Here is a 23,216-nt window from a genome sequence, read left to right on the forward strand (position 1 = left end):
GGGGGGGGTCGCGCGCCGGCATCCCCGCCCCCCCGCCGTGCCCGCCCCCCCCCCCCCCCGAGCCGCCCCGGGGGGGCCCGGCGCGGGTACGACGTACCCGCGCGGCGCCCTCGTCGTCTGGTACGAGTGAGGCCTAGGCCTTCTTCTTGGACTTGTCGAGCACCATGACCAGGCCGGTGATGACCAGGAACAGCACGATCGGCAGGGCCACATACAGGCCGAGGGTCTGGGCCACGCCCAGCTCGGGAGCGGGGTCGTCACCGTCGTCGCGGGTCAGCGCGAGCGCGGGGGACGACATGAGCAGCATCATCAGCGTCGTACCGGCCGCGACGGCGCCGGCGCGCAGGGCGTTCTTCTTGTCCACGGTGCAAAAGTAGCGAACACCTAAACGGCCCGCGCGCCCGGGGGTGCCGTACGGGCACGCGCGCCCCCCGCGAGCGCCTCCGCGACCGTTCGCAGCAGGTCGTGCGCGCGGGGCGAGGCGGCCACCTCCTCCAGCGAGAGGGGCTGGCCGTCGGGCCCCGCCACCGGAAGCCGCCAGTTGGGGTACTGGTCCCAGGTGCCCGGCAGGTTCTGCGGCCGCCGGTCCCCCACCGTGTCCGGCAGCCACACCCCGACGAGCCGGGCGGGCGTGGCCGTCAGGAAGCGGTGGAAGGCCCGGATCTCGGCCGGCTCGCCGCCCGGCCCCTCCGGCAGGAGGCCGAGCCGCTGGAGCAGCCCCAGCCACTCCGAGGTCTCCGCCGCGTCCCGGGCCCGCTCGCGCTCCAGCTCTCCGCCCAGCAGCCCGAGCCGGTGGCGGAGCGTCACATGGGAGCCGGACAGGCGCGCGGCGGTGGACGGCAGGTCATGGGTGGTCACTGTGGCCACACAGCCGGCCCGCCACTCCTCCGGAGCGAGGGGGCGCCCGCCGCCCGCCCAGTCCCGCTCGAACCACAGCACCGAGGTGCCGAGCACCCCGCGCCGGGCGAGCGTCTCCCGCACCCCCGGCTCGACCGTGCCCAGGTCCTCGCCGACCACCGCCGCGCCCGCCCGGTGGGCCTCCAGGACCAGGACCGCGAGCATCGCCTCGGAGTCGTAACGGACGTACGTGCCCTCGGTCGGCTCGCCGCCCTCCGGCACCCACCACAGCCGGAACAGGCCCATGACGTGGTCGATCCGCAGCGCGCCCGCGTGCCGCAGCAGTTCGCGCAGCAGGCCGCGGTACGGGGCGTAGCCCTCGGCGGCGAGCGCGTCCGGGCGCCACGGCGGCAGGCCCCAGTCCTGGCCGCGGGAGTTGAAGGCGTCGGGCGGGGCGCCGACCGACATCCCGGCGGCGAAGACCTGTTGCTGCGCCCAGGCGTCGGAGCCGTCCGGGTGCACGCCCACGGCCAGGTCGTGGACGATCCCGACCGGCATCCCGGCGCGGCGCGCGGTGGCGGCCGCCGCGGCGAGCTGCCGGTCCGTCAGCCAGGCGAGCCGGCAGTGGAAGTCGACCCGGGCGGCGAGTACGGCGTCGGCACGGACCGCCGCCGCGGCCGTGCGCGGGTCGCGCAGCTCCGCCGGCCAGCGGCGCCAGTGGTGGCCGTGCCGTTCGGCGAGCGCCTGGTAGGTGGCGTGGTCCTCCAGGGCCCGGCCGCGCTCGGCCAGGAAGTCGCGGTAGTCGGCCCGGCGGCCGGGCCCGAGCTCCACGGCGTGCACCAGCTCCAGGGCGCGCCGCTTGACCTCCCAGACCGCGTCCCGGTCGATCAGCGCGCCCTTGCCGAGCACCCGTTCGCGCAGTTCGGCGGCGTCGGCGAGGATCCGGTCGAGCTCCTCGCGGCGGGCCGGGTCCGCGGACGCGCGCTCGTGCACGTACGCGTACTCGGGGACGTCCTCGATCCGCAGATGCACCGGGTCGGGGAAACGGCGGGAGGACGGGCGGTACGGGGAGGGGTCGGTGGGCGCCCCGGGCACCGCCGCGTGCAGCGGGTTGACCTGCACGAAGCCGGCGCCGTGGGTGCGGCCCGCCCAGTCGGCGAGCTCGCGCAGGTCGCCGAGGTCGCCCATGCCCCAGGAGCGGGACGAGAGCAGCGAGTAGAGCTGGACGAGCAGGCCGAAGGCCCGCCCCCCTTGCCCCTCCTGCCCATCGGATCCCCTCACCGGCTCCGGCACGCGCGCGGGGGCCACGATCAGGGTGCTGGTGGAGCGGCGCCCGTCCGGGGCCTCGGCACGCAGCCGGTGCACCCCGGTCGGCAGTCCGCGCCAGTCGGCGCCGGTGACGGTCCGGCCGGCCTCCGTGGTGACGGTGAGCCGGGTGCCGGCGGGCAGGCCGCGGGGCGGCCTGGGCCCGCGCGGCGCGGTCCCTCCGCCCGTCTCCCCGGCTCCCTCCTCGTCTTCCTGCCAGATCACCACCGTGGGCGGCAGCAGGCGCTCCCGGGCGGCCCGTTCCGCCGCGTCGAGGGCGGCGGCGACCGCCTCCGGTCCCGAGGCGTCCACCCCGAGGGCGCGCAGCACCGCCACCACGGTGGTCTCGGGCACGGTGACCGTGACGCCCTCGGACGGGGCGTACTCGGTGGCAACGCCGTGCAGGGCGGCGAGACGGGCCAGGGTCACGTCACACTCCGGGGGACTCCGAACCGCCCGCGGTGGCGCGGGCGGTGGGTTCGCTGGTCAGGGGGGCGGCCTCGATGAGGGGCGGTTCGCTGGTGAGCGGCGCGGTGTCGGCGAGCGGCGGTTCGCTGGTGAGCGGTCCGGCCGGTACGCCGGTGTACGGCTCGCCGGTGAGCGGCGCACTGGTGAGCGGCGCGCCCTGCCTCGGAATCCGTATCCGTTTGCAGGGGTGGTCGGTCGCGGTCACGGGATCTCCCGGTTTCGTCTCGACAGGTAAGACAGCAGGGGGAGCTCTACCCACCGTTCCCCGTTTTACCGGCGGGATGTGGCGAAAGCGCGCCACCTCGCCGAAACCGCACCCGGCAAACGGGACAGTTCGCCCCGTCGCATTGACACTCCGTCGGCCCGGGTGGTGGGCTCGTCATCCCATCGTGACCATCGATCGCGACCGACGATCGCCGTCGATCGTGACCCGTCGATCGCGATCACCGGGAGGGAAGGAGCACCGGGTGCCCCTCGGACGCAGGAAGCGGACCGCGACCGCCGTCGCCGCGGCGGTCATCGGCGGGCTCCTCGGCGGAGTCCTGCCGGGCGTCGCCCAGGCCGCCCCGGTCTCCCCCGTCACCACCCCCGACCGGCTGCCCGCCACGGTCCCCCCGGTCTGGCCCCGCCCCCAGTCGATCGCCCCCGCCGGCGAGGCCGTACCGCTCGGCACCGAGGTGACGCTGCTCGCCGCGCCCGACGCCGACGCGTACGCCGTCGGCGCCCTGCGCGCGCTGCTGCGGGCCGCCGGGGTGCGCACGGTGCACGAGGCGCTGCCCGGGCGCGGACCGGTGATCCGGTTCGGCGACAGCGTGGAGACGGACGCGGCGCTGCGCGCCCTGAAGGTGCCCGAGCGGGGCGATCTGCCGGACGGCGGCTATCGGCTCGCCACCGGCCGCCTGGCGGGCCGGGACACCGTCGTCGTCGACGGCGCCGGCGAGGACGGTCTCTTCCACGCCGTGCAGACCCTCCGTCAGCTCGTGGGCCCGCAGGCGACGGTCCCGGGGGTCGTCGTGCGCGACTGGCCGGGCACGGCCGTCCGCGGCCTCACCGAGGGCTTCTACGGGCAGCCCTGGACGCCCTCCGAACGGCTCGCCCAGATCGACTTCATGGGCCGCACCAAGCAGAACCGCTATCTGTACGCCCCCGGTGACGACCCCTACCGCCGCGCGCTGTGGCGCGAGCCGTACCCGGCCGCCGAGCGGGCCGCCCTCCGCGAGCTCGCCGCCCGCGCCACCGCCAACCATGTGACCCTCGCCTGGGCCGTCGCCCCCGCCCAGGCCATGTGCCTGTCCTCGGACGAGGACGTCACCGCGCTCACGAAGAAGATCGACGCCATGTGGGCGCTCGGGGTGCGCGCCTTCCAGCTCCAGTTCCAGGACGTCAGCTACAGCGAGTGGAGCTGCGACGAGGACGCCGACGCCTTCGGCAGCGGCCCGGAGGCCGCCGCCCGGGCGCACGCGCGCGTGGCGAACGCCGTCTCCGCGCATCTCGCCCGGCGGTATCCGGGCGCGGCGCCGCTGTCGCTGATGCCGACCGAGTACTACCAGGACGGCGCCACCGACTACCGCAGCGCCCTGGCCCGCACCCTCGACCGGTACGTCGAGGTGGCCTGGACCGGCGTCGGGGCCGTACCGCGCACCATCACCGGCCGTGAGCTGGCCGGGGCCCGGGACGCGCTGCGGCACCCGCTGGTCACCATGGACAACTACCCGGTCAACGACTACGCCCAGGACCGCCTGTTCCTCGGCCCCGCGACCGGCCGGGAGCCCGCCGTCGCCGTCGGCTCGGCCGCCTTCCTCGCCAACGCGATGGAGCAGGCCGCGGCCTCCCGGGTGCCGCTGTTCACGGCCGCCGACTTCGCCTGGAACCCCAAGGGCTACCGGCCGCAGGAGTCCTGGCGGGCCGCCGTCGACGAGCTGGCGGGCCCCGACCCGGCCGCCCGCGAGGCGCTGGGCGCGCTCGCCGGGAACGGTGCCTCCTCGATCCTCGCCCCGGACGCCGAGTCCGCCTATCTGAAGCCGCTCGCCGCCGCCTTCTGGGCCGCCCGCGCCGACGGGAACCCGGCGGCACGGGAGAAGGCGGGGCGCGAGCTGCGCGCCGCGTTCACCGTGATGCGGCAGGCGCCGGAGCGTCTGAAGGGCACGGCGGACGGCGCCCTGGGCGCCGAGGCCGGGCCGTGGCTCGACCGGCTCGCGCGGTACGGCGCGGCCGGCGAGACCGCCGTCGACATGCTGCTCGCCCAGGCGCGCGGCGACGGGGCCGGGGCCTGGCGGGCCCAGCTGGAGCTCGAACGGAAGCGGGCCGGGCTGCGCACCGGCGCCGGGGCGGGAACGGGAACCGGGGCGGGAGCGGGAGCAGGAGCGGGAACCGGGGCGGGAGCGGGAGCGGGCGGCGGAGCCGGGCGGGTGACGGTCGGCAAGGGCGTCCTGGACGCCTTCCTCGACCGGGCCGCCGCCGAGTCCGCGGCCTGGACGGGCGCCGACCGGGCGCCGTCGCGCACCGGTGAGCCGACGCGGGACGGCGGGGCGGCCGGGGGCGTGGCCTCCGGCGACACGTACACCGTCCGGCTCGACCGTTCCCGGCCGGTGGAGACGCTGACCGTGATGACCGACCCGGCCGGGGACTCCGCCGACACGGTCGGCACGGTCGGCACGGGCTTCCTGGAGGCGTACGTGCCGGGCGAGGGCTGGCGGCGGATCGGCCCGCTCGCCGCGTCCGGCTGGACCCAGGCGGACCTGAAGGGACTGCGGGCCGAGGCGCTGCGGATCGTGTGGACCGGCGCGGGCGCGCCGCCACGGGTGCGGTCGCTCGTGCCGTGGTTCGCGGACGAGCCGCGGGCCGGCCTCGCCCTCTCCCGTACCGAGACCGACGCGGAGATCGGCGGCCCCGCCCAGCGGGTCGAGGTCACCCTGGAGGGGCGGCGGGCCGCCGAGGTGCGCGGTCCGCTGACCGCCCAGGCGCCCAAGGGCATCACCGTGCGCCTGCCCGAGGAGGCCGTGGTGCCGCGCGGCACGACGGCCACCGTGCCCCTGGAGGTGTCGGTGGCGCCCGGTGTGCCCTCCGGCTCGTACACCGTCCCGGTGTCCTTCGCGGGCGAGCGGCAGGTCCTCACGGTGCGGGCCTTCCCGCGTACCGCAGGCCCCGACCTGGCCCGTACCGCCACGGCCTCGTCCTCCGGCGACGAGACGCCCGACTTCCCCGCCGCGCTCGCCGTCGACGGCGATCCGGCGACCCGCTGGTCCTCGTCCCTGGAGGACGGGGCGTGGTGGCAGGTGGAGCTGGCCGAGCCGGCCCGGATAGGGCAGGTGGTGCTGCACTGGCAGGACGCCTACGCCTCCCGCTACCGCGTGCAGGTGTCCGCGGACGGGCGGGTGTGGCGTACCGCCGCCACCGTGCGCGACGGCCGGGGCGGGCGGGAGTCGGTACGCATGGACGCGGCGGACACGCGGTTCCTGCGGATACAGGGCGATGCGCGGGCGACGGAGTACGGGTACTCGCTGTGGTCGGTGGAGACGTACGCGGTGGCCCCGGCTTCGGGCGAGCCGGCCGGCGCGGGCGCGCCGGAGGGGGAGCCGGACGGCACGGCGCCCGACTCCCCGTAGACCTGGCCGCCTCTCGTACGGGAAGGGCCCGGTACGCGAAAGGCCCGGCTCAACCTGTCGTCACGGCCCCCTGTGGGGCGGTGGCGACGGAGTCGATCCGGGCCAGGGCGTCGTCCGCGCCGTACGGCTGGAGGTACGGCAGCCAGCGTGGGTCACGGTGGCCGGTGCCGATGATCCGCCAGGCGAGACCGGTCGGCGGCGCGGGTTGGTGGTGCAGCCGCCAGCCCAGCTCGCGCAGGTGCCGGTCGGCCTTGACGTGGTTGCAGCGGCGGCAGGCCGCCACCACGTTGTCCCAGGCGTGCGTCCCCCCGCGGCTGCGCGGAACGACGTGGTCGACGCTGGTTGCGACGCCACCGCAGTACACGCAGCGCCCGCCGTCGCGGGCGAACAGGGCTCTGCGGGTCAAGGGAACGGGCCCCCGGTAGGGGACCCGCACGAACCGCTTCAGCCGCACCACACTGGGCGCGGCGACGACACGGCTCTCGCTGTGCAGGAAGGCGCCGGTCTCCTCCAGGCAGAGTGCCTTGTTCTCCAGGACGAGGACGAGCGCGCGGCGGAGCGGTACGACGCCGAGCGGCTCGTACGACGCGTTGAGGACCAGGACATGCGGCACGGATGCCTCCTATGACGCCGGCGGCGCGTGGCTCGCGCCGGGACGAAACTGCCACCAGTCTCTCCTCATGGCGGGCCGGTGCGCCACCACGTATACGTAATGGTCCTGAGGTGTTCTCGACCACATCGGCCGCTCCACGGGAGTCTTACCCGCCTGGTGGGCCGTCTTTCCCGGTACACACGCGCGCCCGCGGCGCCGGAGGCACCCCCCGGCCGCCGCTAGTGTGGATGATTCGCGAACGCCTGCCTGGAGGTCCCCTCGTGCCGCCCCTGTCCTGGTCCGCCCTGCGAGCCGCCGACGATCCGACGCAAGTACCGGTGACGCTGGACGAGGCGGCCGAGAAGGCGACGAACGCCGCGGGCTGGGTGGAGCAGAACTGGTCCACCTGGCTGAACACCGGCCTGAAGATCGTCCTCATCCTGGTCGTCGCGCTGACCCTGCGGATGCTGGTCCGCAAGGCGCTGACCAAGCTGATAGACCGCATGAACCGCTCGGCACAGGCGGTGGAGGGCACCGCCCTCGGCGGCCTGCTCGTCAACGCCGAGCGGCGCCGCCAGCGCTCGGAGGCGATCGGCTCGGTGCTGCGCTCCGTGGCCTCGTTCCTGATCCTGGGCACGGCCGGCCTGATGATCCTCGGCGCCTTCAAGATCGACCTGGCGCCGCTGCTCGCCTCGGCGGGTGTGGCCGGTGTCGCGATCGGTTTCGGCGCCCGCAATCTCGTCACGGACTTCCTCTCCGGCGTCTTCATGATCCTCGAGGACCAGTACGGCGTGGGCGACTCCGTCGACGCGGGCGTCGCCTCCGGCGAGGTCGTCGAGGTGGGCCTGCGGGTCACCAAGCTGCGCGGCATCGACGGCGAGATCTGGTACGTCCGCAACGGCGAGATCAAGCGGATCGGCAACCTCAGCCAGGGCTGGGCCACGGCCGCCGTCGACGTCACGGTCCGCCCGACGGAGGACCTGGACAAGGTCCGCGAGATCATCACCGGGGCCGCCGAGTCCATGTCCAAGGACGAGCCCTGGAACGAGCGCCTCTGGGGCCCGGTCGAGGTCCTGGGCCTGACCGAGGTCCTGCTCGACTCCATGACCGTCCGCGTCTCCGCCAAGACCATGCCCGGCAAGAAGCTCGGCGTCGAACGCGAGCTGCGCTGGCGCATCAAGCGCGCCCTGGACGCGGCGGGCATCCGCATCGTCGGCGGCATCCCGCCCCAGGCCGACGAGCCCAAGCCCGCCGACCCCACCGCCGCCATGTCCGCCCCCTCGGCCTTCGCCTCCCCCGCCTCCCCCCAGTCGGCGGCGGCGACGCCGCTGCCAAAGCCGGACCTGAGCAAGTAGGGCTCTTCGGTTTCTGTACGACGAAGGGGCGCCCGGCCGAGGATGGCGGGGCGCCCCTTCGCGTTCCGTCGGATCAGGCGATGAAGGTGGGCCAGTTGTTGGGCACGGGGGTGTACTCGGGCTGGGCGAACGGGGCCCTCCAGCTGCCCGTGCCCCTGTACAGGTACGCGACGGTTTCCCTGGCGTGGGCCACGTACAGGTCCGGGTGGCCGTCGCGGTCGGCGTCGCCGATGCCGACGATGTGGCTGAACTCGCCCCAGCCGGCGCCGATCCTGATGCGCGGGGCGAAGGTGCCGTCGCCCTTGCCGAGGTAGAGCCACAGGACACCGGACGAGTCGCGGGCGACGAGGTCGCCGGCGGCGCCGCCGGCGAAGTTGCCGGTGGCGGTGATCTGGTTGTAACCGTTCCAGCCCGTGCCGATCTTCACACGGGGCTTGTACGGCGAGCTCCAGCTGCCGGTGCCCTTGTAGAGCCACATGACCCCGGCGGCGTCGGTGGCGACGAGGTCGGCCTTGCCGTCACCGTTCAGATCGCTGCCGGCGGCGAGCTTGTTGTAACCGCCCATGCCCGAGGCGATCTTGTAGCGGCCCGTGAAAGTCCCGTCGCCCTTGCCCAGGAAGTGCCACAGGACACCGTCCTTGTCACGGGCGATGAGGTCCGCGTGGGCGGCTCCGCCGATGTTCCCGGCGGCCTCGATCTGGTTGTAGATGTTCCAGCCGGTGCCGACGAGCTTGTGCTCCCCGTTCTCCAATACAGGGTAGGAGGGGGCGTAGACGGTGTCCACGCGCCACAGCCCGCCCTTGCTGTCGCGCATCAGCACGTCCGGGGAGCCGTTGTCGTTGAAGTCGTGCGGCGCGGCCTTGCGGACGACCTTGAACGTACCGGAGGCGACCAGGTTCGGACCGATGCCGTTCATCGGCTCGGCGTCGATCTCCCAGGTGTAGTCGCCGTTGTAGGCGCTCTCGGACCTGCCGCCGTTGAGGACTCCGTCCCAGTCGAGGCTCAGGAACTCGTCGACCATCTCCACAGTCGTACGGGAGACCTTGCCCGTGCGGACGTGGCGCAGGGTGACCGTGGCGATCACGTTGGACCGCGACAGTGTCCACTCCAGCTTCGCCCGGCCCCCGTTCCGGTCGAGGTCGACCACGGCGGGGACCTTGGAGCCCAGCAGGGTGACCTTGGTGGGCGCGCCGCTGCTCGCGACGAGCGTGGTGGTCGGGAGCCCGTCGGCACCCTGGACTATCCGGTAGACGCCCACCCCCTGCTCGACGGTGCCACCCGTCACGACAAGGGCGCCGTCGGAGGCGACGACGTTCCTGAAGGTGTGGTCGAGGACCTTGTGGGTGGTGGTGCCGTCCTTCAGGCTGCGCGCGGTCAGGGCGTTCAGCGGGTTCTTCTCGCGGTCCCAGAGGCCTCTGCGCGTGCCGTACGTGACCCAGTCGCCGATCAGACCGAGGTCGAGGTCGTGCCGCGGGGCCTTCCCGACCACCGTCCTCCGGATCTCCTTGGTGGCGCGGTCGACGGTCACCACCGTGGCGATGTCGTCGGCGCCGTACTCGACCCAGGCGAGGTGCGTCGGCGAGAGCGCGTATTCGCCCCACACGTGGCCACGGTACGACTCGGCGACCGTGCCGGTGGCGAGGTCGAGCGTGGCCACCATGGGCGCCTCGACTCCCGTGTCCGAGCGGGTCGTATAGTTCACCCGCGCGTGCTCGGCCGTGCCGGGCCTGACGTGGATGTCGAAGGCGTTCACCGGCAGGCCGACGACCTTCTTGCTCTCCGACCCCATGGCGTGCATGGTCAGGGTGTCGCCACTCGAGCCGTGCACCGAGAAGAACAGTGCCTTGCCCGCCGCTCCCGCGTAGCGTTCGTCGCCGCTCCGCCCTACCGAGAGCACCTCCCGTCCGGTCCCCATGTCGGTGATGTTCGACACGCTGGGCCAGTTGGCGGCGACGAGGTCGCCCGAGCCGGTGTAGTCGACGCTGTAGGCCCCATCCATCACCTCCCTCGCGGCCGAGCCGTCCTTCGGAAGCCAGGAGTAGCTCGTGGAGGTCATGGTCCGGACCATGACCAGGTAGCCCGTGTCGCCCACGCCGTACATGCCGCTGTTCTGGGGCAAGAGAGGGACGTTTGTCGCGCCGGCATCCGCTCCCGTCGTGCCCTCGGCGGCGGGGGCGGCGATCGCCGGGGCGGTCAGCCCGCTCGCGCCGACGGTGACGGCGAGCACGGTGACGACGGCCGCGGCGAGCCGGCGACGGGCAGGACGTGCGTGGGACAAAGTGGGTTCTCCTCAGTCTGACCAGGCACACCATCGGTGCGCCACATCAGACTCACGACCGCAAGGAGAGGTTGCACGCCCGTTCGAAGTTTTACTCCTGCCGCGCGGCGGCCAGCCAGCGGTCGTCCTCGAACTCGGCGGGGACGTCGTCCTCCCACGGATCGATCCCGAGGCGCTCCAACTCCTCGAACCAGCGGTCCCGCTGCGACTCAGGCAGACGCCGTCCGCACCACGGGCAGAAGTCGATGCCGATCGTCGACGTGCCGCCGTCATGGACGATCAGCCCGTACTCTTGGAACTTGGCGCTGAAACGGACCACCGCGTCCGGGCAGACGAACGGGTCGTCGTGTTGGTCGCAACGCGTGTTCACGAGCCTGGTCATCGTCTCGCAGCAGTGATCGGTCATGCCCAGGAGTGAACCACGCAGTGCGCGGCCGCTTGTCAGCGGCCGAGCCGACCGTCCTTGACGCTCGCGACGAAGGTGGAGAAGGCAGAGGCGGAGAGTCCGAGGACGGGGCCGTCGGTGCGCTTGGAGTCGCGGACGGGGACGGTGTGGTGGGAGGCGGCGAGGTTGGTGGCGACCTCGATGCACTCGCCGCCGTTGGAGCTGTAGGAGGACTTGTACCAACGGGGGGACTCGGTCGTCATGACATGCCCTTTCGTACCTGCTCGACCACGGCCACGGAATCTGCCTGGGAGAGGCATTCCGCCTGGAGTTGATGGTAAGCCGTCAGGATCGAGAGCACCGCGGTGCTCTCGCGCTCCACAAGCCCCTGCGCATGGGACTCGGCGTACGCGATCATGGAGCGGTCCCTCAGCGTGAGCAGATTGACCGGCAGGTCGAACGAGCGGCGCTCACCCATCGCGAACGGTGCCACCTGAAGCACACTGTTCGGCAGCGCAGCGAAGGCGAGCAGTCGCTCCAACTGCGCGCCCATGACATCGGAGCCGCCAACGACGCGACGAATACAGCTTTCATCCATCACCACGAGCAGCATGGGTGGGCGGTCCCTCACCAGTGCTGCTTGACGCTCCATGAGGAACGCGACGCGTTCGTCCGCCTGTTGTTGAGTGATGGAGCCGCGCCGCACATCTCCGTTGGCGAGCGCCTGCGCGTACTCCGGCGTCTGCAACAGCCCGGGAATGATCCCGAGGTGGAACGAGCGGATCTCGACGGCGCACCCCTCGTAGGCGACGTATTCCGGGAAGCCCTCCAGCAGGTTGGCGTATCGCATCTCGCTCCAAAGGCGTTCCAGCGAGTCCGCCGTTCCGGTCGTCCCAAAGACCTGATCAACCTCTCGCGAGAACTGGAGGGTCGGCGGTTTGCGAGCAGTTTCCACCGCGGAAATGTGCTGACTGGAATAGCTCGTCCGCCCGGCCAGATCCTCCTGGGTCCAGCTCCGGCGCTCCCGCAGCCTGCGCAGATGTGCACCGTAAGCCGCGCGCGGGCTGTCCTCCGGGCGTAACTCCTTGCGATTGACCACAACTCTTCCTTCGGGTCTGCCCAGTTGAAGAGAAGTCCGACTCTACGCCACGCTGACGACCCCTGGTAGTGGATCCGCTACAGAGAGGCACGACCATGCCCGAACCCCCACCGAAACTCGGCTCGTTCGTCGTGGACACCAGCAACGGAACGCCCCGCCCCGGCGAAGTCACCGCCCACGACGGTGGCACCCTCTACCTGCGCCCGCCGGGCGGCGGGATCGAGTGGACCGTCGAGCCGGCGCACGTACGCCCGCCCACGGAGGACGAGCGGAAACGCATCCGGGTCCTCACGACCCCCGCACTCGCCCTCTCCGCCGACCACGGCCTCCGCCCCCGACCCGAGCCGGCCCCGAACTGCCCGTCCTGCGCGGCGCTCGCGCTGTGGTTCGACCACTACATGGGGGTGGGTCCGCAGCGGGACGAATCGGCGGCCGTGGACTGCGTGGTGGAGATCCGCAACCACCCGCACAGCCCGCCCAAGATGACGATCAAGGAGCTCCCCGTCCCCCGGTGATGTCCGGCAAGACCGCCCGGGGGGGGCAGGGGCGGGAGCTGCGGATGAGCGCGGAGGAGATCACCGCGTTCACGCGCGGGTGGATCGCCAGGGTCGACGCGGCCGGCTGACCCGATACGGGCCCTCGCCGAGCGCGAGGGCCCTTCCAATTCCTCATCCCGAAGGAGCGAACATGCCGCTCGCAGATCTCGTGGACGACGTTCCGCAGATCCTGAACTCGACACCGGCGGCACCGTCTCCGTACGGCAGCTCCAGACGGTCAAGCCGTCGTTGAGCGTCCTGCGGCACGAGATCCAGGACGAGACCGGGTGCCTCGTGCACGTGAACGCGTACATGACGCCGCCCCGCGCCCAGGGGCTGAAGTACCACTACGACCCGTACGTGACGCTGATCGTGCAGCTCGCCGGGATCGTGCAGCTCGCCGGCCGCAAGGCATGGCCGCTGCATCCGCCCTTCGTCGAGAACCCGACAACCGAACACGGGAACTTCCTGGAGCGCGGATTCACTCATGAGGAGCGCCGCTATCTCGCCAACACGCCACCCGCGCAGACGTTCACCCTTGAGCCCGGAGACGTGTTCTGGCTGCCGCGCGGCTACGTCCACTCCCCGTGCACGGTGGGCGGAGAGACGTCTCTGCATCTGACTTTCGCGCTGAAGGAGCGGACGTTCCACTGGCTCGCGCCGGAGATGACCCGCGAGATCCTGTCGCAGGCCCTGGTGGACCCCGCCCTGCGGGCGGAGATCCCGCCGACGCGGCTGCTCTCATCCCCCGAATCGGCGATCCGGTGGACGCGTGAATACCTGATCGGCGCGCTCCTGCTGCTGGAACCGCCGAGCATGGCCGAACTCGCGCGGAGGGCCGCGAGCGGTGTCCCCGGGTAGGCGACCTCACCGTGGATACCCTGCGCCGGTGACGCAGCACCGGCACGCGTACGCGTACACCGGCCGGTCCTACCCGGAAGCGGCGATCCGGCGGGTCGAAGCCCCCGCGGACTACCCGCCCATCGAGATCAAGGACTGGCTGACCCGCCCGAAAGCCCATGTCATGGGTATCTTCACCAGCGAGGACGAGGCGGTCTCCTGGCTGGAGGGCGAGCTGACCACTTCCCCGTCTGGGACCGGTTGCAGCGCTCCCGCGAGACGCTGCGGCTCACCGCGGGCAACGACGTCGTCCACGGCTACTACTCCAAAGCCCAGCAGTACGTGTCACGAGCGCTCATCGCCTGCCCTCGCGCAGAGGCGCAGCCATGTCCCTACGGAAACGCTTGACTCACGTCAAGCATCCCCGGGTGCCCCACCGTTCGCGACGGGGCACCCCGAAGGCGACCAGCCTCAGAACCACCCACCTCCGCCCCGGGACACCATCACCCACCGCACCATCGCCACCACGCCCATCACCAGCGGCGGAACGAGCCACCACGGACCCATCGCGCGGCGAACGGTGAGCACCTCGGCACCTCGCCGTATCTGTATTGCGATGGGTCCGAAGGACGGGAACACCGGAATGCGCCGCCGCAGCTCGGATGATCTATTTGTTGGCGGCACCCCATCGCCGCCGATCCTCACTCGGTGTGGGAGGAATGGCCAAGTAGGTGCCGTCCCAGCCCTCTGACAGTCCGGCCAATTGTGTACGTATGCCCTGCAAGGCCGGGGATACCGGCCCCTCACCGCCCCAGGCGACGTAGTTCCGTTTCAGCGCACCGCCGGACAGGTGCGTGAGCGGGCTGGAACTCGCCTCCACGGCGGCCCGCACCTCGGCAAGGCGCGCCACGTTATGCCGGCTGCCCTCGCCGTACCAGTGAGCCGGGTCGTCGACCTCCACCAGCATGTCGTGGATGCGCTTGAACTCGTCGGCGTTCCGCTCGACAAGGGGCGGACTGCACCCCGCCAGGAAGGCGACATCCTCGCGATGGCTCAGCCCTTCCAGCTCGCCTCCGGCGCCACGTACTGGCCGTTCCGCAGGATGTCGTCGAGGAAGCGCCCGGCATTCGCGTCGTCGACGGTCACGAACGTGCCTTGAGCTGAGCCCATTCTTCTTCGAACGACACGCATCCCCCCGATGCTCGTCGGTCTCCACCGTGTGATCGGCGGCGCGTGAAGCTATCAGGGGGCGCGGACAACGGGAGCGGGAGCCGCATGCTTCAGGCCACCGGGTCAGGGGCGGCTCCTCGCGGCACAGTCACCCCGTCCCGGCCCTTGACGCTCCGGTGACCCCGGCCTTACCTTCCTCCCAACACAATAGGAAACCTTCCTAACAGTGCAGACAGGTGGGAGCGTCGTGGCCGGTACGAGTACGGGAGCAGCCGGGACGCCCGGGACCCCGCGGGTGTTGCGGGCCATGAATGATCGGGCCGCGCTCGATCTGCTGCTCGCGCACGGGCCGTTGTCGCGGACGCGGATCGGGAAGCTGACCGGGTTGTCGAAGCCGACGGCCTCGCAGCTGCTCGCACGGCTGGAGGCGGCGGAGCTCGTCGTGGTGACCGGGACGACCGAGGGGCGGCCCGGGCCGAACGCGCAGCTGTACGGGGTGAATCCGGGGGCCGCGTACGCCGCCGGGCTCGATGTCACACCCGAGGGGATCCGCGCGGCCGTCGCCGACATCACCGGGACCGTCGTCGGGGAGTTCCATCTGCCGACGCCCGGGCGGAGCACCGATGACGTGGTGCGGCAGGTGGCCGACGCGCTCGGCGGGGCCGTGAAGGCCGCGGGGCTCGCGCTCGGGGACGTACACCGGCTCGTCATCGGTACCCCTGGCGCCTTCGACCCGGCCACCGGGCGGCTGCGGTACGCCTCCCACCTGCCCGGCTGGCACTCCCCCACGCTCCTGGAGGAGCTGGCCGTCGCGCTGCCGATGCCGTTCGAGTTCGAGAACGACGTCAATCTGGTCGCCCTCGCCGAGCAGCGGCTCGGCGCGGCCCGCGACCACCAGAACTTCGTGCTGCTGTGGAACGAGGGGGGCCTCGGTGCCGCCCTCGTCCTCGGTGGCCGGCTGCACCGCGGTTTCACCGGCGGCGCCGGCGAGGTCGGTTTCCTGCCCGTGCCCGGCACCCCGCTCGTACGGCAGGTCACCAAGGCCAACTCCGGCGGCTTCCAGGAGCTCGCCGGCGTCCAGTCCGTACCCCGGATCGCCAAGGCCTGCGGGATCGACACCCGCGAGCAGCCGTACGTGGAGACCGCGGCCCGGCTGCTCACCGAGGCCGCCGAGCGGCACGAGCAGGACGAGCGGTACGCGCGGCTCCTCGACATCTACGCCGAACGCCTCGCCATCGGGCTCGCCGCCCTCGTCGCCGTCCTCGACCCCGAGCTGATCGTGCTGTCCGGCCTCGCCGTCAGCCCCGGCGGCGAGCCGCTGCGCTCCCGGGTCCAGACCCAGCTCGCCGATCTGGCCGCCTCCCGGCCCCGGCTCGTCCTCGCCGCGGTCGACCGCGACCCGGTGCTCCGCGGCGCCCTCGAATCCGCCCTCGCCGCCACCCGTGACGAGGTCTTCGACACGTCCCGCTAGTCGCGTCCCCGACAACCGTCCCCGTTCCAGGGAGATTCCGCCATGCCCGTACTGCGCCGACACCGCAGACTCGCCGCCGCCCTCGCCACCGCCACGTCCGTCGCGCTCTTCGCCTCCGCCTGTACCGGCTCCGCGAACAACGGCGCCACCGACGACCCCGACGCGCAGACGACGATCACCTTCTGGCACGGCTGGTCCGCCCCCTCCGAGGTGCAGGCCATCAACGACAACATCAAGCGCTTCGAGCAGGCCCACCCCAACATCAAGGTGGACGTCGTCGGCGACATCAACGACGACAAGCTCAACCAGGCGCTGCGCACGGGCGGTTCGAAGGGGCCCGACGTGGTGTCCTCCTTCACCACGTCCAACATCGGCAAGTTCTGCTCGTCCGGGGCCTTCGCCGACCTCCAGCCCTTCATAGCCAAGTCCAAGCTGGAGCTCGACAAGATCATCCCCAAGACGCTCCTGGACTACACCCAGTTCGAGGGCAAGCGCTGCGCGATGCCGCTGCTGACCGACGCGTACGGCCTCTACTACAACAAGACCGCCTTCAAAGCGGCCGGTCTCGACCCCGAGAAGCCCCCGAAGACCTACTCCGAGCTGCTCACCGCCGCCAAGGCGCTCACCAAGCCCAAGGGCGACGGCTACGAACAGCTCGGCTTCATGCCGAACTACCACGGCTACGAGACCACCACCGAGCACTACCTGGGCGGCTGGGGCCCCGCGTACTTCGACGCCAGCGGCAGGTCGACGGTCGGCACCGACCCCGGCATCGCCGAGATGATGAGCGTCCAGAAGAAGATGGTCGACGAGCTCGGCGGCTACGCGAAGCTGGAGAAGTACCGGACGACCTTCGGCGACGAGTGGGGCGCCAAGCACCCCTTCCACACCGGCCAGGTCGCCATGCAGCTCGACGGCGAGTGGCGGCTCGGCATGGCCACCGACGCCAAGGCCGCCTTCGACATCGGCGTCGCCCCGATGCCCGTCCCCGACGCGCAGGCCGCCGACTACGGCAAGGGCTACCTCTCCGGCACGGTCATGGGCATCGCCCCGCAGAGCAAGAAGCAGAACGCCGCCTGGGAACTGATCAAGTTCATGACCACGGACACCGAGGCCGTCGTCGCCTTCGCCAACGGCATCCGCAACGTGCCCTCCACCTTCGAGGCCCTGAAGTCGCCGAACCTGAAGTTCGACCCGCGCTTCAAGACCTTCCTCGACATCGCGCGGCACCCGAAGTCCAACACGGCGGCGGGCGCGGTCAACGGCGCCACCTACCTCAACACCCTCCAGGACTTCGCCCTGCAGTACGAGAAGGGTGCGGTGACCGACCTGAAGGGCGGCCTCGCGAAGACCGCCGCACAGATCGACACCGACATCGCCAAGGCGAAGTAGGCACCATGACCCGCACGATCACCCTCCGCTCGAAGCGCCGCCGCGCGGCGCTTCGTACCGCGGCCTTCCTCTCGCCCTGGCTCGTCGGGTTCGCGGTCTTCTTCGCGTACCCGCTCGTGTCGACCGTCTACTTCTCCTTCATGGACTACGACGGCTTCCAGCCGCCGTCCTTCAGCGGCCTGGACAACTGGACGTACGTCTTCCAGGACTACCCAATGTTCTGGCCGGCGCTCCGCAACACTCTGTGGCTGGTCGTCGTGATGACCGCCTGCCGGGTCGTCTTCGGACTCGGCGTCGGCCTGCTCATCACGAAGATCAAGACGGGCGCGGGGGTCTTCCGGACCCTGTTCTACCTGCCCTACCTCGCCCCGCCGGTCGCCGCGACGCTCGCCTTCGTCTTCCTGCTCAACCCCGGCACCGGACCGGTCAACGCGGTCCTCGAAGGCCTCGGCGTCCCGGCCCCCGCCTGGTACAACGACCCCGCCTGGTCCAAGCCCGCGCTCACCATGCTCGCGGTGTGGGGCGTCGGCGACCTCATGGTCATCTTCATGGCCGCGCTGCTCGACGTACCGAAGGAGCAGTACGAGGCGGCCGAGCTGGACGGGGCCTCGGCCCTCCAGCGCTTCCGCTACGTCACGCTGCCGAACATCTCGCCCATCGTGATGTTCGCCGTGGTCACCGGGATCATCCAGGCGATGCAGTACTACACCCAGCCGCTCGTGGCCGGGAAGGTCGCCTCCGGCGTCATCGGTGGGTCCGGGCAGCCCTTCGAGCCCGGCTACCCGGACAAGTCCACGCTGACCCTGCCGCAGCTCGTCTACAACCTCGGCTTCCAGCGCTTCGACTACGGCGCGGCCTGCGCCACCGCCCTGATCCTCTTCGCCCTGGCCATGGTCTTCACCCTGCTGCTCATGCGCCGCCGCGGCGGTCTCGTCCAGGCAGGTGACTGAACACCCATGAGCCAGACCACCACCCAGAGCCAGACCCTCGACGCGCCCGAACTCGCCTCGGACGTGAGGAAGCCGGGCGCCACCCCGGCCTCCCGCACAGCCCGCCGCAAGGCCGCCCTCCACTGGATCGCCGTGCACGCGCTCGGCATCGCCGCGGCCCTGTTCTTCGTCCTGCCCTTCGTGTTCGTCCTGCTCACCTCGCTGATGAGCGACCAGCAGACACTCACCCGCGACCTCACCCCGGACACCTGGGAGTGGGACAACTACACGAGGGTGCTCGACACCCCGGGCTTCCTCACCTGGTGGCGCAACACGCTCCTGTACGCGGGCCTCGGCACCGTCCTCACCGTGGTGTCCTCGGTCCCGGTGGCGTACGCGCTCGCCAAGTTCCGCTTCCGCGGCAGCCGGCTCGCGCTGATGCTGGTCATCTCGATGATGATGCTGCCGCCGCAGGTCGTCATCATCCCGATGTACCTGTTCTGGGCGAAGCAGCTGGACCTGTCCGGCACGCTGTGGCCGCTGATCATCCCGATGGCCTTCGGCGACGCCTTCTCCATCTTCCTGCTGCGCCAGTTCCTGCTGACCATCCCGAACGAGTACCTCGACGCCGCCCGCGTCGACGGCTGCGGCGAACTGCGCACCCTGCTGCGGGTCGTCCTCCCGATGGCGAAGCCCGGCATCGCGGCCGTCGCGCTCTTCCAGTTCTTCGCCGCCTGGAACGACTACTTCGGGCCGCAGATCTACGCCTCCGAGAACCCGGCCGCCTGGACGCTGAGTTACGGCCTGGAGTCCTTCAAGGGCGCGCACCACACCGACTGGAATCTGACCATGGCCGCGACCGTCCTGGTCATGGCCCCCGTGATCCTCGTCTTCTTCTTCGCCCAGAAGGCATTCGTCGAGGGCGTCACACTGACCGGAGTGAAGGGCTAGCCGACTGTTATGAAACTCGCTGTCGTGGGGGGCGGCTCCACCTACACCCCCGAACTGATCGACGGGTTCGCGCGCTTGCGCGACACCCTGCCCATCACCGAACTCGTCCTCGTCGACCCGGCCGCCGAGCGCCTCGACCTGGTCGGCGGCCTCGCCCGGCGGATCTTCGCCAAGCAGGGCCACGACGGGCGGATCGTCACCACCTCCGACCTCGACGCCGGGGTCGACGGCGCCGACGCCGTGCTGCTCCAGCTGCGGGTCGGCGGCCAGGCGGCCCGCGAGCGGGACGAGACCTGGCCGCTCGAGTGCGGCTGCGTCGGCCAGGAGACGACGGGTGCCGGCGGTCTCGCCAAGGCGCTGCGGACGGTCCCGGTGGTGCTCGACATCGCCGAGCGGGTCCGGCGCGCCAACCCGGACGCCTGGATCGTCGACTTCACCAACCCGGTCGGCATCGTCACCCGGGCGCTGCTCCAGGCCGGCCACAAGGCCGTCGGTCTGTGCAACGTGGCGATCGGCTTCCAGCGCAAGTTCGCCGCGCTGCTGGACGTCGCCCCGGCGGACGTGCACCTCGACCATGTCGGGCTCAACCACCTGACCTGGGAGACCGGGGTACGGCTCGGGGGGCCCGAGGGCGAGGACGTACTGCCCCGGCTGCTCGCCGGACACGGCGACGCCATCGCCGACGACCTGCACCTGCCGCGCTCCGTCGTGGACCGGCTCGGCGTCGTCCCCTCGTACTACCTGCGCTACTTCTACGCCCACGACGCCGTCGTGGAGGAGCTGCGCACCAAGCCCTCGCGGGCCGCCGAGGTGGCCGCGATGGAGAAGCGGCTCCTGGAGATGTACGGGGATCCGGCGCTCGACGAGAAGCCGGAGCTGCTCGCCAAGCGCGGGGGCGCCTTCTACTCGGAGGCGGCCGTGGACCTGGCCGCGTCCCTGTTGGGCGGAGGGGGATCGCCGTACCAGGTGGTGAACACGTACAACAACGGCACGCTGCCCTTCCTGCCCGACGACGCCGTCATCGAGGTGCAGGCGGCGGTGGGCGCGCAGGGTCCGGTGCCGCTGCCGGTGGCGCCGCTCGACCCGCTCTACGCGGGGCTTGTCGCGCATGTCACCGCGTACGAGGACCTGGCCCTGGAGGCGGCGCTGCGCGGCGGCCGCGACCGGGTGTTCCGGGCGCTGCTCGCGCACCCGCTGGTGGGACAGTTCGAGCAGGCCGACGGGCTGACCGACCGGCTGCTCGCGCACAACCGGGAGCACCTCGCGTGGGCCTGAACGGAGCGCTGCTGGCGATCGACGCCGGCAACAGCAAGACCGACGTCGCGATCCTCGCCCCGGACGGCACGGTCCTGGGCGGGGCGCGCGGCGGCGGGTTCCAGCCCCCGGTGGTGGGGGTCGGGACGGCGGTCGACGCGGTGGCGGAGATCGCCGGACGGGCGTGGGAGGCGGCCGGCGGGGCCGGGAAGCCGGTGGCGTTCGCGCAGGTCGCGGCCTGTCTGGCGAACGCCGATCTGCCGGTCGAGGAGGCCGGGTTGAAGGCCGCCCTGGAAGCGCGCGGCTGGGGCGGCGCGGTCCATGTCTGGAACGACACCTTCGCGATCCTGCGCGCCGGGGTCGACGAGCCGCGCGGTGTGGCGGTGGTGTGCGGGGCGGGCATCAACTGCGTCGGCATGCTGCCGGACGGGCGCACCGCCCGCTTCCCCGCGATCGGGAAGATCTCCGGGGACTGGGGCGGGGGCGGCGGCATGGCGGACGAGGCGCTGTGGTTCGCGGCCCGCGCGGAGGACGGGCGGGGCGGGCCGACCGCGCTCGCCCGCACGCTGCCGGAGCACTTCGGGCTGCCGACGATGTACGCGCTGATCGAGGCGCTGCATCTGGGGAGCATCCCGCCGGAGCGCAAGCACGAGCTGACGCCGGTCCTCTTCCGTACGAGTGCGGAGGGCGACCCGGTGGCGCGGTCCCTGGTGGACCGGCTCGCCGACGAGGTGGTGGCGTTCGCGTCGGTGGCGCTCGGCCGGCTCGGGCTGCTCGCCGAGGAGGCGCCGGTGGTGCTCGGGGGCAGTGTCCTCGCCGCCCGGCACCCGCGGCTGGACGCCCGGATCGCCGAACTCCTCGCCGCGAAGGCACCGAAGGCGCGGACGGTCGTGGTGACGGCGCCGCCGGTGCTCGGTGCCGGGCTGCTGGCCCTGGACGCGGCCGGCGCGCCGCCGGAGGCCGCGGCGCGGCTGCGGGAGCACTACGCCTGAGCGGACGGATGCGTGTGTGCGGGGCGCCCTTCCCAGGGCGCCCCGCACACATGTTCACTCGTTCGAGGACGTTCTTGGTGGAACCGATTCCGGCCAGGGCTCGTTTTCCAGAGGAAGGGGTTCGCCTGCGAGTGCCCGGGGGACATGGGGCACGATAGGAACAAGATCGAGTCAATCCCGGTGTACGGGACGGGCGCTGCGGCCATACTGCTGGCCGGGGCAGTATTCGTCCGCCAACCCACCGGCAGGACGGGTCGACGTCTGAGACCGAGGGGGAGGTCACGTGACATACCCGCCGAACGCGCCCGCCGCCTCGGCGGCGCAGGGCACCGCCACCGCGCCCGCGCGGCCGGGTTCCGGCGTACCCGCGCAGGGCGGAACGGCCGGGCAGGCAGGGCAGGCAGGGCAGGCTCCGGCCGTCGTGCCGCCGCCGCCCGCGGGGCCCGGCGCCTGGGCCGAGGCCCGTGCCGTGCTGCGCCGGGCCGCGACCACCGAGCCGGGCCGACTGCGGATCCTGGGTGCCGTACTGGCGCTGCTCGTCGTCGCCTTCGGCGCCGTCACGACGTACGAGGTCCTGGACCGCGCCTCGTACGCGGACGACGTGGTGGGCCGCAGCCAGCCGCTGAGCGCGGACGCCGCCGACATCTACCGCTCGCTCGCCGACGCGGACGCCACCGCGGCCAGCGGCTTCCTCGCCGGACCGCAGGAGTCCGACCAGCTGCGCAAGCGCTACGCGGACGACATCGCCACCGCCTCGCGGCTCCTGGTGAAGGCCGCCGCGAGCAGCGACGCGGACGCCGGCTCGGGCCACGAGATCGCCACGCTCAACGAGCATCTGCCGCGCTACACCGGTCTGGTCGAGCGGGCCCGGGCCGCCAACCGGCAGGGCCTGCCGCTCGGCGGCGCCTATCTGCGCTACGCGAACCTGACCATGACCCAGGAGCTGCTGCCCGCCGCCGAGCGGCTGTACGCGGCGGAGACCGAGCGGCTGCACCAGGACGACGCCGAGGCCCGCACCTGGCCCTTCCTGTCGATCGGCCTCGGGATACTCGCGCTGGCGGTGCTCGGCTGGGCCCAGCGCCGCAACTACCTGCGCACCCACCGGGTGTTCAACCGCGGCCTTCTCTCCGCCTCCGCCGCCTGCCTGGCGGCGCTCCTCTGGCTGGTGGCCGGACACGGACTCGCCCGCGCGGGCCTGGACGACGCCCGGGCGCACGGCCAGGACTCCCTCCAGGTGCTCAACGAGGCCCGGATCAGCTCCCTGAAGGCCCGCGCGAACGAGAACCTCGCGGTGGTCGGCCGCGGCGCCGTGCTCACCGAGGACGGCAAGCGCGACAAGTACGAGGCCGACTACACCAGCAGTGCGGCGACGCTGAACGCCGCGCTCGAGGAGGCCGGCCGGCTCGCCGACGACGGCGAGGGCCGCGGCCCGGTGGCCGAGGCCACGGCCCGGACCGGTGAGTGGCACACCCGGCACGAGCAGGCCCGGCAGCTCGACGACGCGGGCGACTTCACCGCCGCCATGAACAAGGTGATCGGCAGCAGCGGTTCGACCGGCGAGTGCTTCGACCGGGTCGACGCGGCGCTCGGCCGGGCGCTGTCCCACGAACAGGACGAGTTCACCACGGCCGCCGAGGGCGGCCGGGACGCACTGACCGGGCTGCCGCTGGGCGCGGCGGTCCTGGGAGTGCTCGCCGCGGGCGGCGCCGTGACGGGCGTCAACCGCAGACTGTCGGAGTACCGGTGAGAGGGGGCGG

20 protein-coding genes are annotated in these 23,216 nt (G+C 72.2%); 11 read left to right on the forward strand and 9 right to left on the reverse strand.

Annotated features, from left to right (window positions below):
- Positions 1 to 133 precede the first annotated feature (133 nt).
- From AB0C73_RS34690 to AB0C73_RS34700, 3 genes are read right to left on the reverse strand one after another with little or no spacing between them, the layout of a single operon-like run.
- A complete protein-coding gene (locus tag AB0C73_RS34690) occupies positions 134 to 364 on the reverse strand; it encodes a hypothetical protein (RefSeq protein ID WP_362537697.1) in 231 nt (76 codons plus the stop codon).
- Between the two features lie 20 nt (positions 365 to 384).
- Positions 385 to 2,571: a 4-alpha-glucanotransferase gene (gene malQ / locus AB0C73_RS34695; RefSeq protein ID WP_362537698.1), complete on the reverse strand. Its 2,187-nt coding sequence runs from the start codon at positions 2,569 to 2,571 to the stop codon at positions 385 to 387.
- Position 2,572: 1 nt separating this feature from the next.
- Entirely contained in the window at positions 2,573 to 2,869 is a 297-nt protein-coding gene (locus tag AB0C73_RS34700) for a hypothetical protein (RefSeq protein WP_362537699.1), read from the reverse strand.
- Between the two features lie 208 nt (positions 2,870 to 3,077).
- Between AB0C73_RS34700 and AB0C73_RS34705 the strand changes: the two genes are divergently transcribed.
- Positions 3,078 to 6,215, forward strand: a complete 3,138-nt coding sequence (locus AB0C73_RS34705; RefSeq protein ID WP_362537701.1) for a beta-N-acetylglucosaminidase domain-containing protein — start codon at positions 3,078 to 3,080, stop codon at positions 6,213 to 6,215.
- 49 nt (positions 6,216 to 6,264) lie between these two features.
- On the opposite strand, the gene AB0C73_RS34710 is transcribed toward AB0C73_RS34705, so the two are convergent.
- Complete coding sequence (locus tag AB0C73_RS34710) at positions 6,265 to 6,828, reverse strand: HNH endonuclease (RefSeq protein WP_362537703.1); 564 nt, start codon at positions 6,826 to 6,828, stop codon at positions 6,265 to 6,267.
- A gap of 227 nt (positions 6,829 to 7,055) precedes the next feature.
- Between AB0C73_RS34710 and AB0C73_RS34715 the strand changes: the two genes are divergently transcribed.
- Positions 7,056 to 8,162, forward strand: coding sequence for a mechanosensitive ion channel family protein (locus AB0C73_RS34715; protein ID WP_362537705.1), 1,107 nt, complete (start codon positions 7,056 to 7,058; stop codon positions 8,160 to 8,162).
- Positions 8,163 to 8,235: 73 nt separating this feature from the next.
- Here AB0C73_RS34715 and AB0C73_RS34720 read toward each other — a convergent pair whose 3' ends face one another.
- From AB0C73_RS34720 to AB0C73_RS34735, 4 genes are all read right to left on the reverse strand, one after another.
- Entirely contained in the window at positions 8,236 to 10,440 is a 2,205-nt protein-coding gene (locus tag AB0C73_RS34720; protein ID WP_362537707.1) for a VCBS repeat-containing protein, read from the reverse strand.
- A 91-nt stretch (positions 10,441 to 10,531) separates the two neighbouring features.
- Positions 10,532 to 10,846 (reverse strand): hypothetical protein, encoded by a 315-nt coding sequence (locus AB0C73_RS34725; RefSeq protein ID WP_362537709.1) that lies wholly within the window; start codon positions 10,844 to 10,846, stop codon positions 10,532 to 10,534.
- A gap of 35 nt (positions 10,847 to 10,881) precedes the next feature.
- Positions 10,882 to 11,088 (reverse strand): DUF397 domain-containing protein, encoded by a 207-nt coding sequence (locus AB0C73_RS34730; RefSeq protein WP_362537711.1) that lies wholly within the window; start codon positions 11,086 to 11,088, stop codon positions 10,882 to 10,884.
- Complete coding sequence (locus AB0C73_RS34735) at positions 11,085 to 11,924, reverse strand: helix-turn-helix transcriptional regulator (protein WP_362537713.1); 840 nt, start codon at positions 11,922 to 11,924, stop codon at positions 11,085 to 11,087. The genes AB0C73_RS34730 and AB0C73_RS34735 overlap by 4 nt, the downstream gene beginning before the upstream one ends.
- A gap of 95 nt (positions 11,925 to 12,019) precedes the next feature.
- Between AB0C73_RS34735 and AB0C73_RS34740 the strand changes: the two genes are divergently transcribed.
- Together AB0C73_RS34740 and AB0C73_RS34745 are read left to right on the forward strand one after the other, a co-directional pair.
- Positions 12,020 to 12,439: a hypothetical protein gene (locus AB0C73_RS34740; protein ID WP_362537714.1), complete on the forward strand. Its 420-nt coding sequence runs from the start codon at positions 12,020 to 12,022 to the stop codon at positions 12,437 to 12,439.
- 270 nt (positions 12,440 to 12,709) lie between these two features.
- Complete coding sequence (locus AB0C73_RS34745) at positions 12,710 to 13,321, forward strand: cupin domain-containing protein (RefSeq protein ID WP_362537716.1); 612 nt, start codon at positions 12,710 to 12,712, stop codon at positions 13,319 to 13,321.
- A gap of 646 nt (positions 13,322 to 13,967) precedes the next feature.
- Here AB0C73_RS34745 and AB0C73_RS34750 read toward each other — a convergent pair.
- On the reverse strand, positions 13,968 to 14,267 hold the full coding sequence (locus tag AB0C73_RS34750; protein WP_362537718.1) for a hypothetical protein: 300 nt from the start codon (positions 14,265 to 14,267) through the stop codon (positions 13,968 to 13,970).
- 510 nt (positions 14,268 to 14,777) lie between these two features.
- On the opposite strand from AB0C73_RS34750, the gene AB0C73_RS34755 reads away from it, so the two are divergent.
- The 7 genes from AB0C73_RS34755 (at position 14,778) to AB0C73_RS34785 (ending at position 23,206) form a co-directional block, all read left to right on the forward strand.
- Complete coding sequence (locus AB0C73_RS34755) at positions 14,778 to 15,941, forward strand: ROK family transcriptional regulator (protein WP_362537720.1); 1,164 nt, start codon at positions 14,778 to 14,780, stop codon at positions 15,939 to 15,941.
- A 42-nt stretch (positions 15,942 to 15,983) separates the two neighbouring features.
- On the forward strand, positions 15,984 to 17,333 hold the full coding sequence (locus AB0C73_RS34760; RefSeq protein ID WP_362537722.1) for an ABC transporter substrate-binding protein: 1,350 nt from the start codon (positions 15,984 to 15,986) through the stop codon (positions 17,331 to 17,333).
- A gap of 5 nt (positions 17,334 to 17,338) precedes the next feature.
- The gene (locus AB0C73_RS34765) at positions 17,339 to 18,283 is read left to right on the forward strand and encodes a sugar ABC transporter permease (RefSeq protein ID WP_362537724.1); all 945 of its coding nucleotides are present in this window, start codon (positions 17,339 to 17,341) and stop codon (positions 18,281 to 18,283) included.
- Between the two features lie 6 nt (positions 18,284 to 18,289).
- Entirely contained in the window at positions 18,290 to 19,213 is a 924-nt protein-coding gene (locus AB0C73_RS34770; RefSeq protein WP_362537726.1) for a carbohydrate ABC transporter permease, read from the forward strand.
- A gap of 9 nt (positions 19,214 to 19,222) precedes the next feature.
- Entirely contained in the window at positions 19,223 to 20,488 is a 1,266-nt protein-coding gene (locus AB0C73_RS34775; RefSeq protein ID WP_362537728.1) for a 6-phospho-beta-glucosidase, read from the forward strand.
- Positions 20,479 to 21,459 carry a BadF/BadG/BcrA/BcrD ATPase family protein gene (locus AB0C73_RS34780; RefSeq protein WP_362537730.1) on the forward strand — a complete coding sequence of 327 codons (981 nt, stop codon included), beginning with the start codon at positions 20,479 to 20,481 and terminating at the stop codon, positions 21,457 to 21,459. The genes AB0C73_RS34775 and AB0C73_RS34780 overlap by 10 nt, the downstream gene beginning before the upstream one ends.
- Positions 21,460 to 21,742: 283 nt before the next feature.
- Positions 21,743 to 23,206: a hypothetical protein gene (locus AB0C73_RS34785; RefSeq protein WP_362537732.1), complete on the forward strand. Its 1,464-nt coding sequence runs from the start codon at positions 21,743 to 21,745 to the stop codon at positions 23,204 to 23,206.
- Positions 23,207 to 23,216: the final 10 nt, after the last annotated feature.

This window comes from Streptomyces sp. NPDC048623 (assembly GCF_040650755.1).
In the GTDB taxonomy this organism is placed as follows: domain Bacteria; phylum Actinomycetota; class Actinomycetes; order Streptomycetales; family Streptomycetaceae; genus Streptomyces.

Coding starts and splice junctions, on each gene's coding strand:
- AB0C73_RS34730 (WP_362537711.1), bottom strand. CDS start 11,088: ATGACGACCGAGTCCCCCCGTTGGTACAAGTCCTCCTACAGCTCCAAC.
- AB0C73_RS34760 (WP_362537722.1), top strand. CDS start 15,984: ATGCCCGTACTGCGCCGACACCGCAGACTCGCCGCCGCCCTCGCCACC.
- AB0C73_RS34775 (WP_362537728.1), top strand. CDS start 19,223: ATGAAACTCGCTGTCGTGGGGGGCGGCTCCACCTACACCCCCGAACTG.
- AB0C73_RS34715 (WP_362537705.1), top strand. CDS start 7,056: ATGATTCGCGAACGCCTGCCTGGAGGTCCCCTCGTGCCGCCCCTGTCC.
- AB0C73_RS34755 (WP_362537720.1), top strand. CDS start 14,778: ATGAATGATCGGGCCGCGCTCGATCTGCTGCTCGCGCACGGGCCGTTG.
- AB0C73_RS34740 (WP_362537714.1), top strand. CDS start 12,020: ATGCCCGAACCCCCACCGAAACTCGGCTCGTTCGTCGTGGACACCAGC.
- AB0C73_RS34725 (WP_362537709.1), bottom strand. CDS start 10,846: ATGACCGATCACTGCTGCGAGACGATGACCAGGCTCGTGAACACGCGT.
- AB0C73_RS34770 (WP_362537726.1), top strand. CDS start 18,290: ATGAGCCAGACCACCACCCAGAGCCAGACCCTCGACGCGCCCGAACTC.
- AB0C73_RS34750 (WP_362537718.1), bottom strand. CDS start 14,267: ATGCTGGTGGAGGTCGACGACCCGGCTCACTGGTACGGCGAGGGCAGC.
- AB0C73_RS34765 (WP_362537724.1), top strand. CDS start 17,339: ATGACCCGCACGATCACCCTCCGCTCGAAGCGCCGCCGCGCGGCGCTT.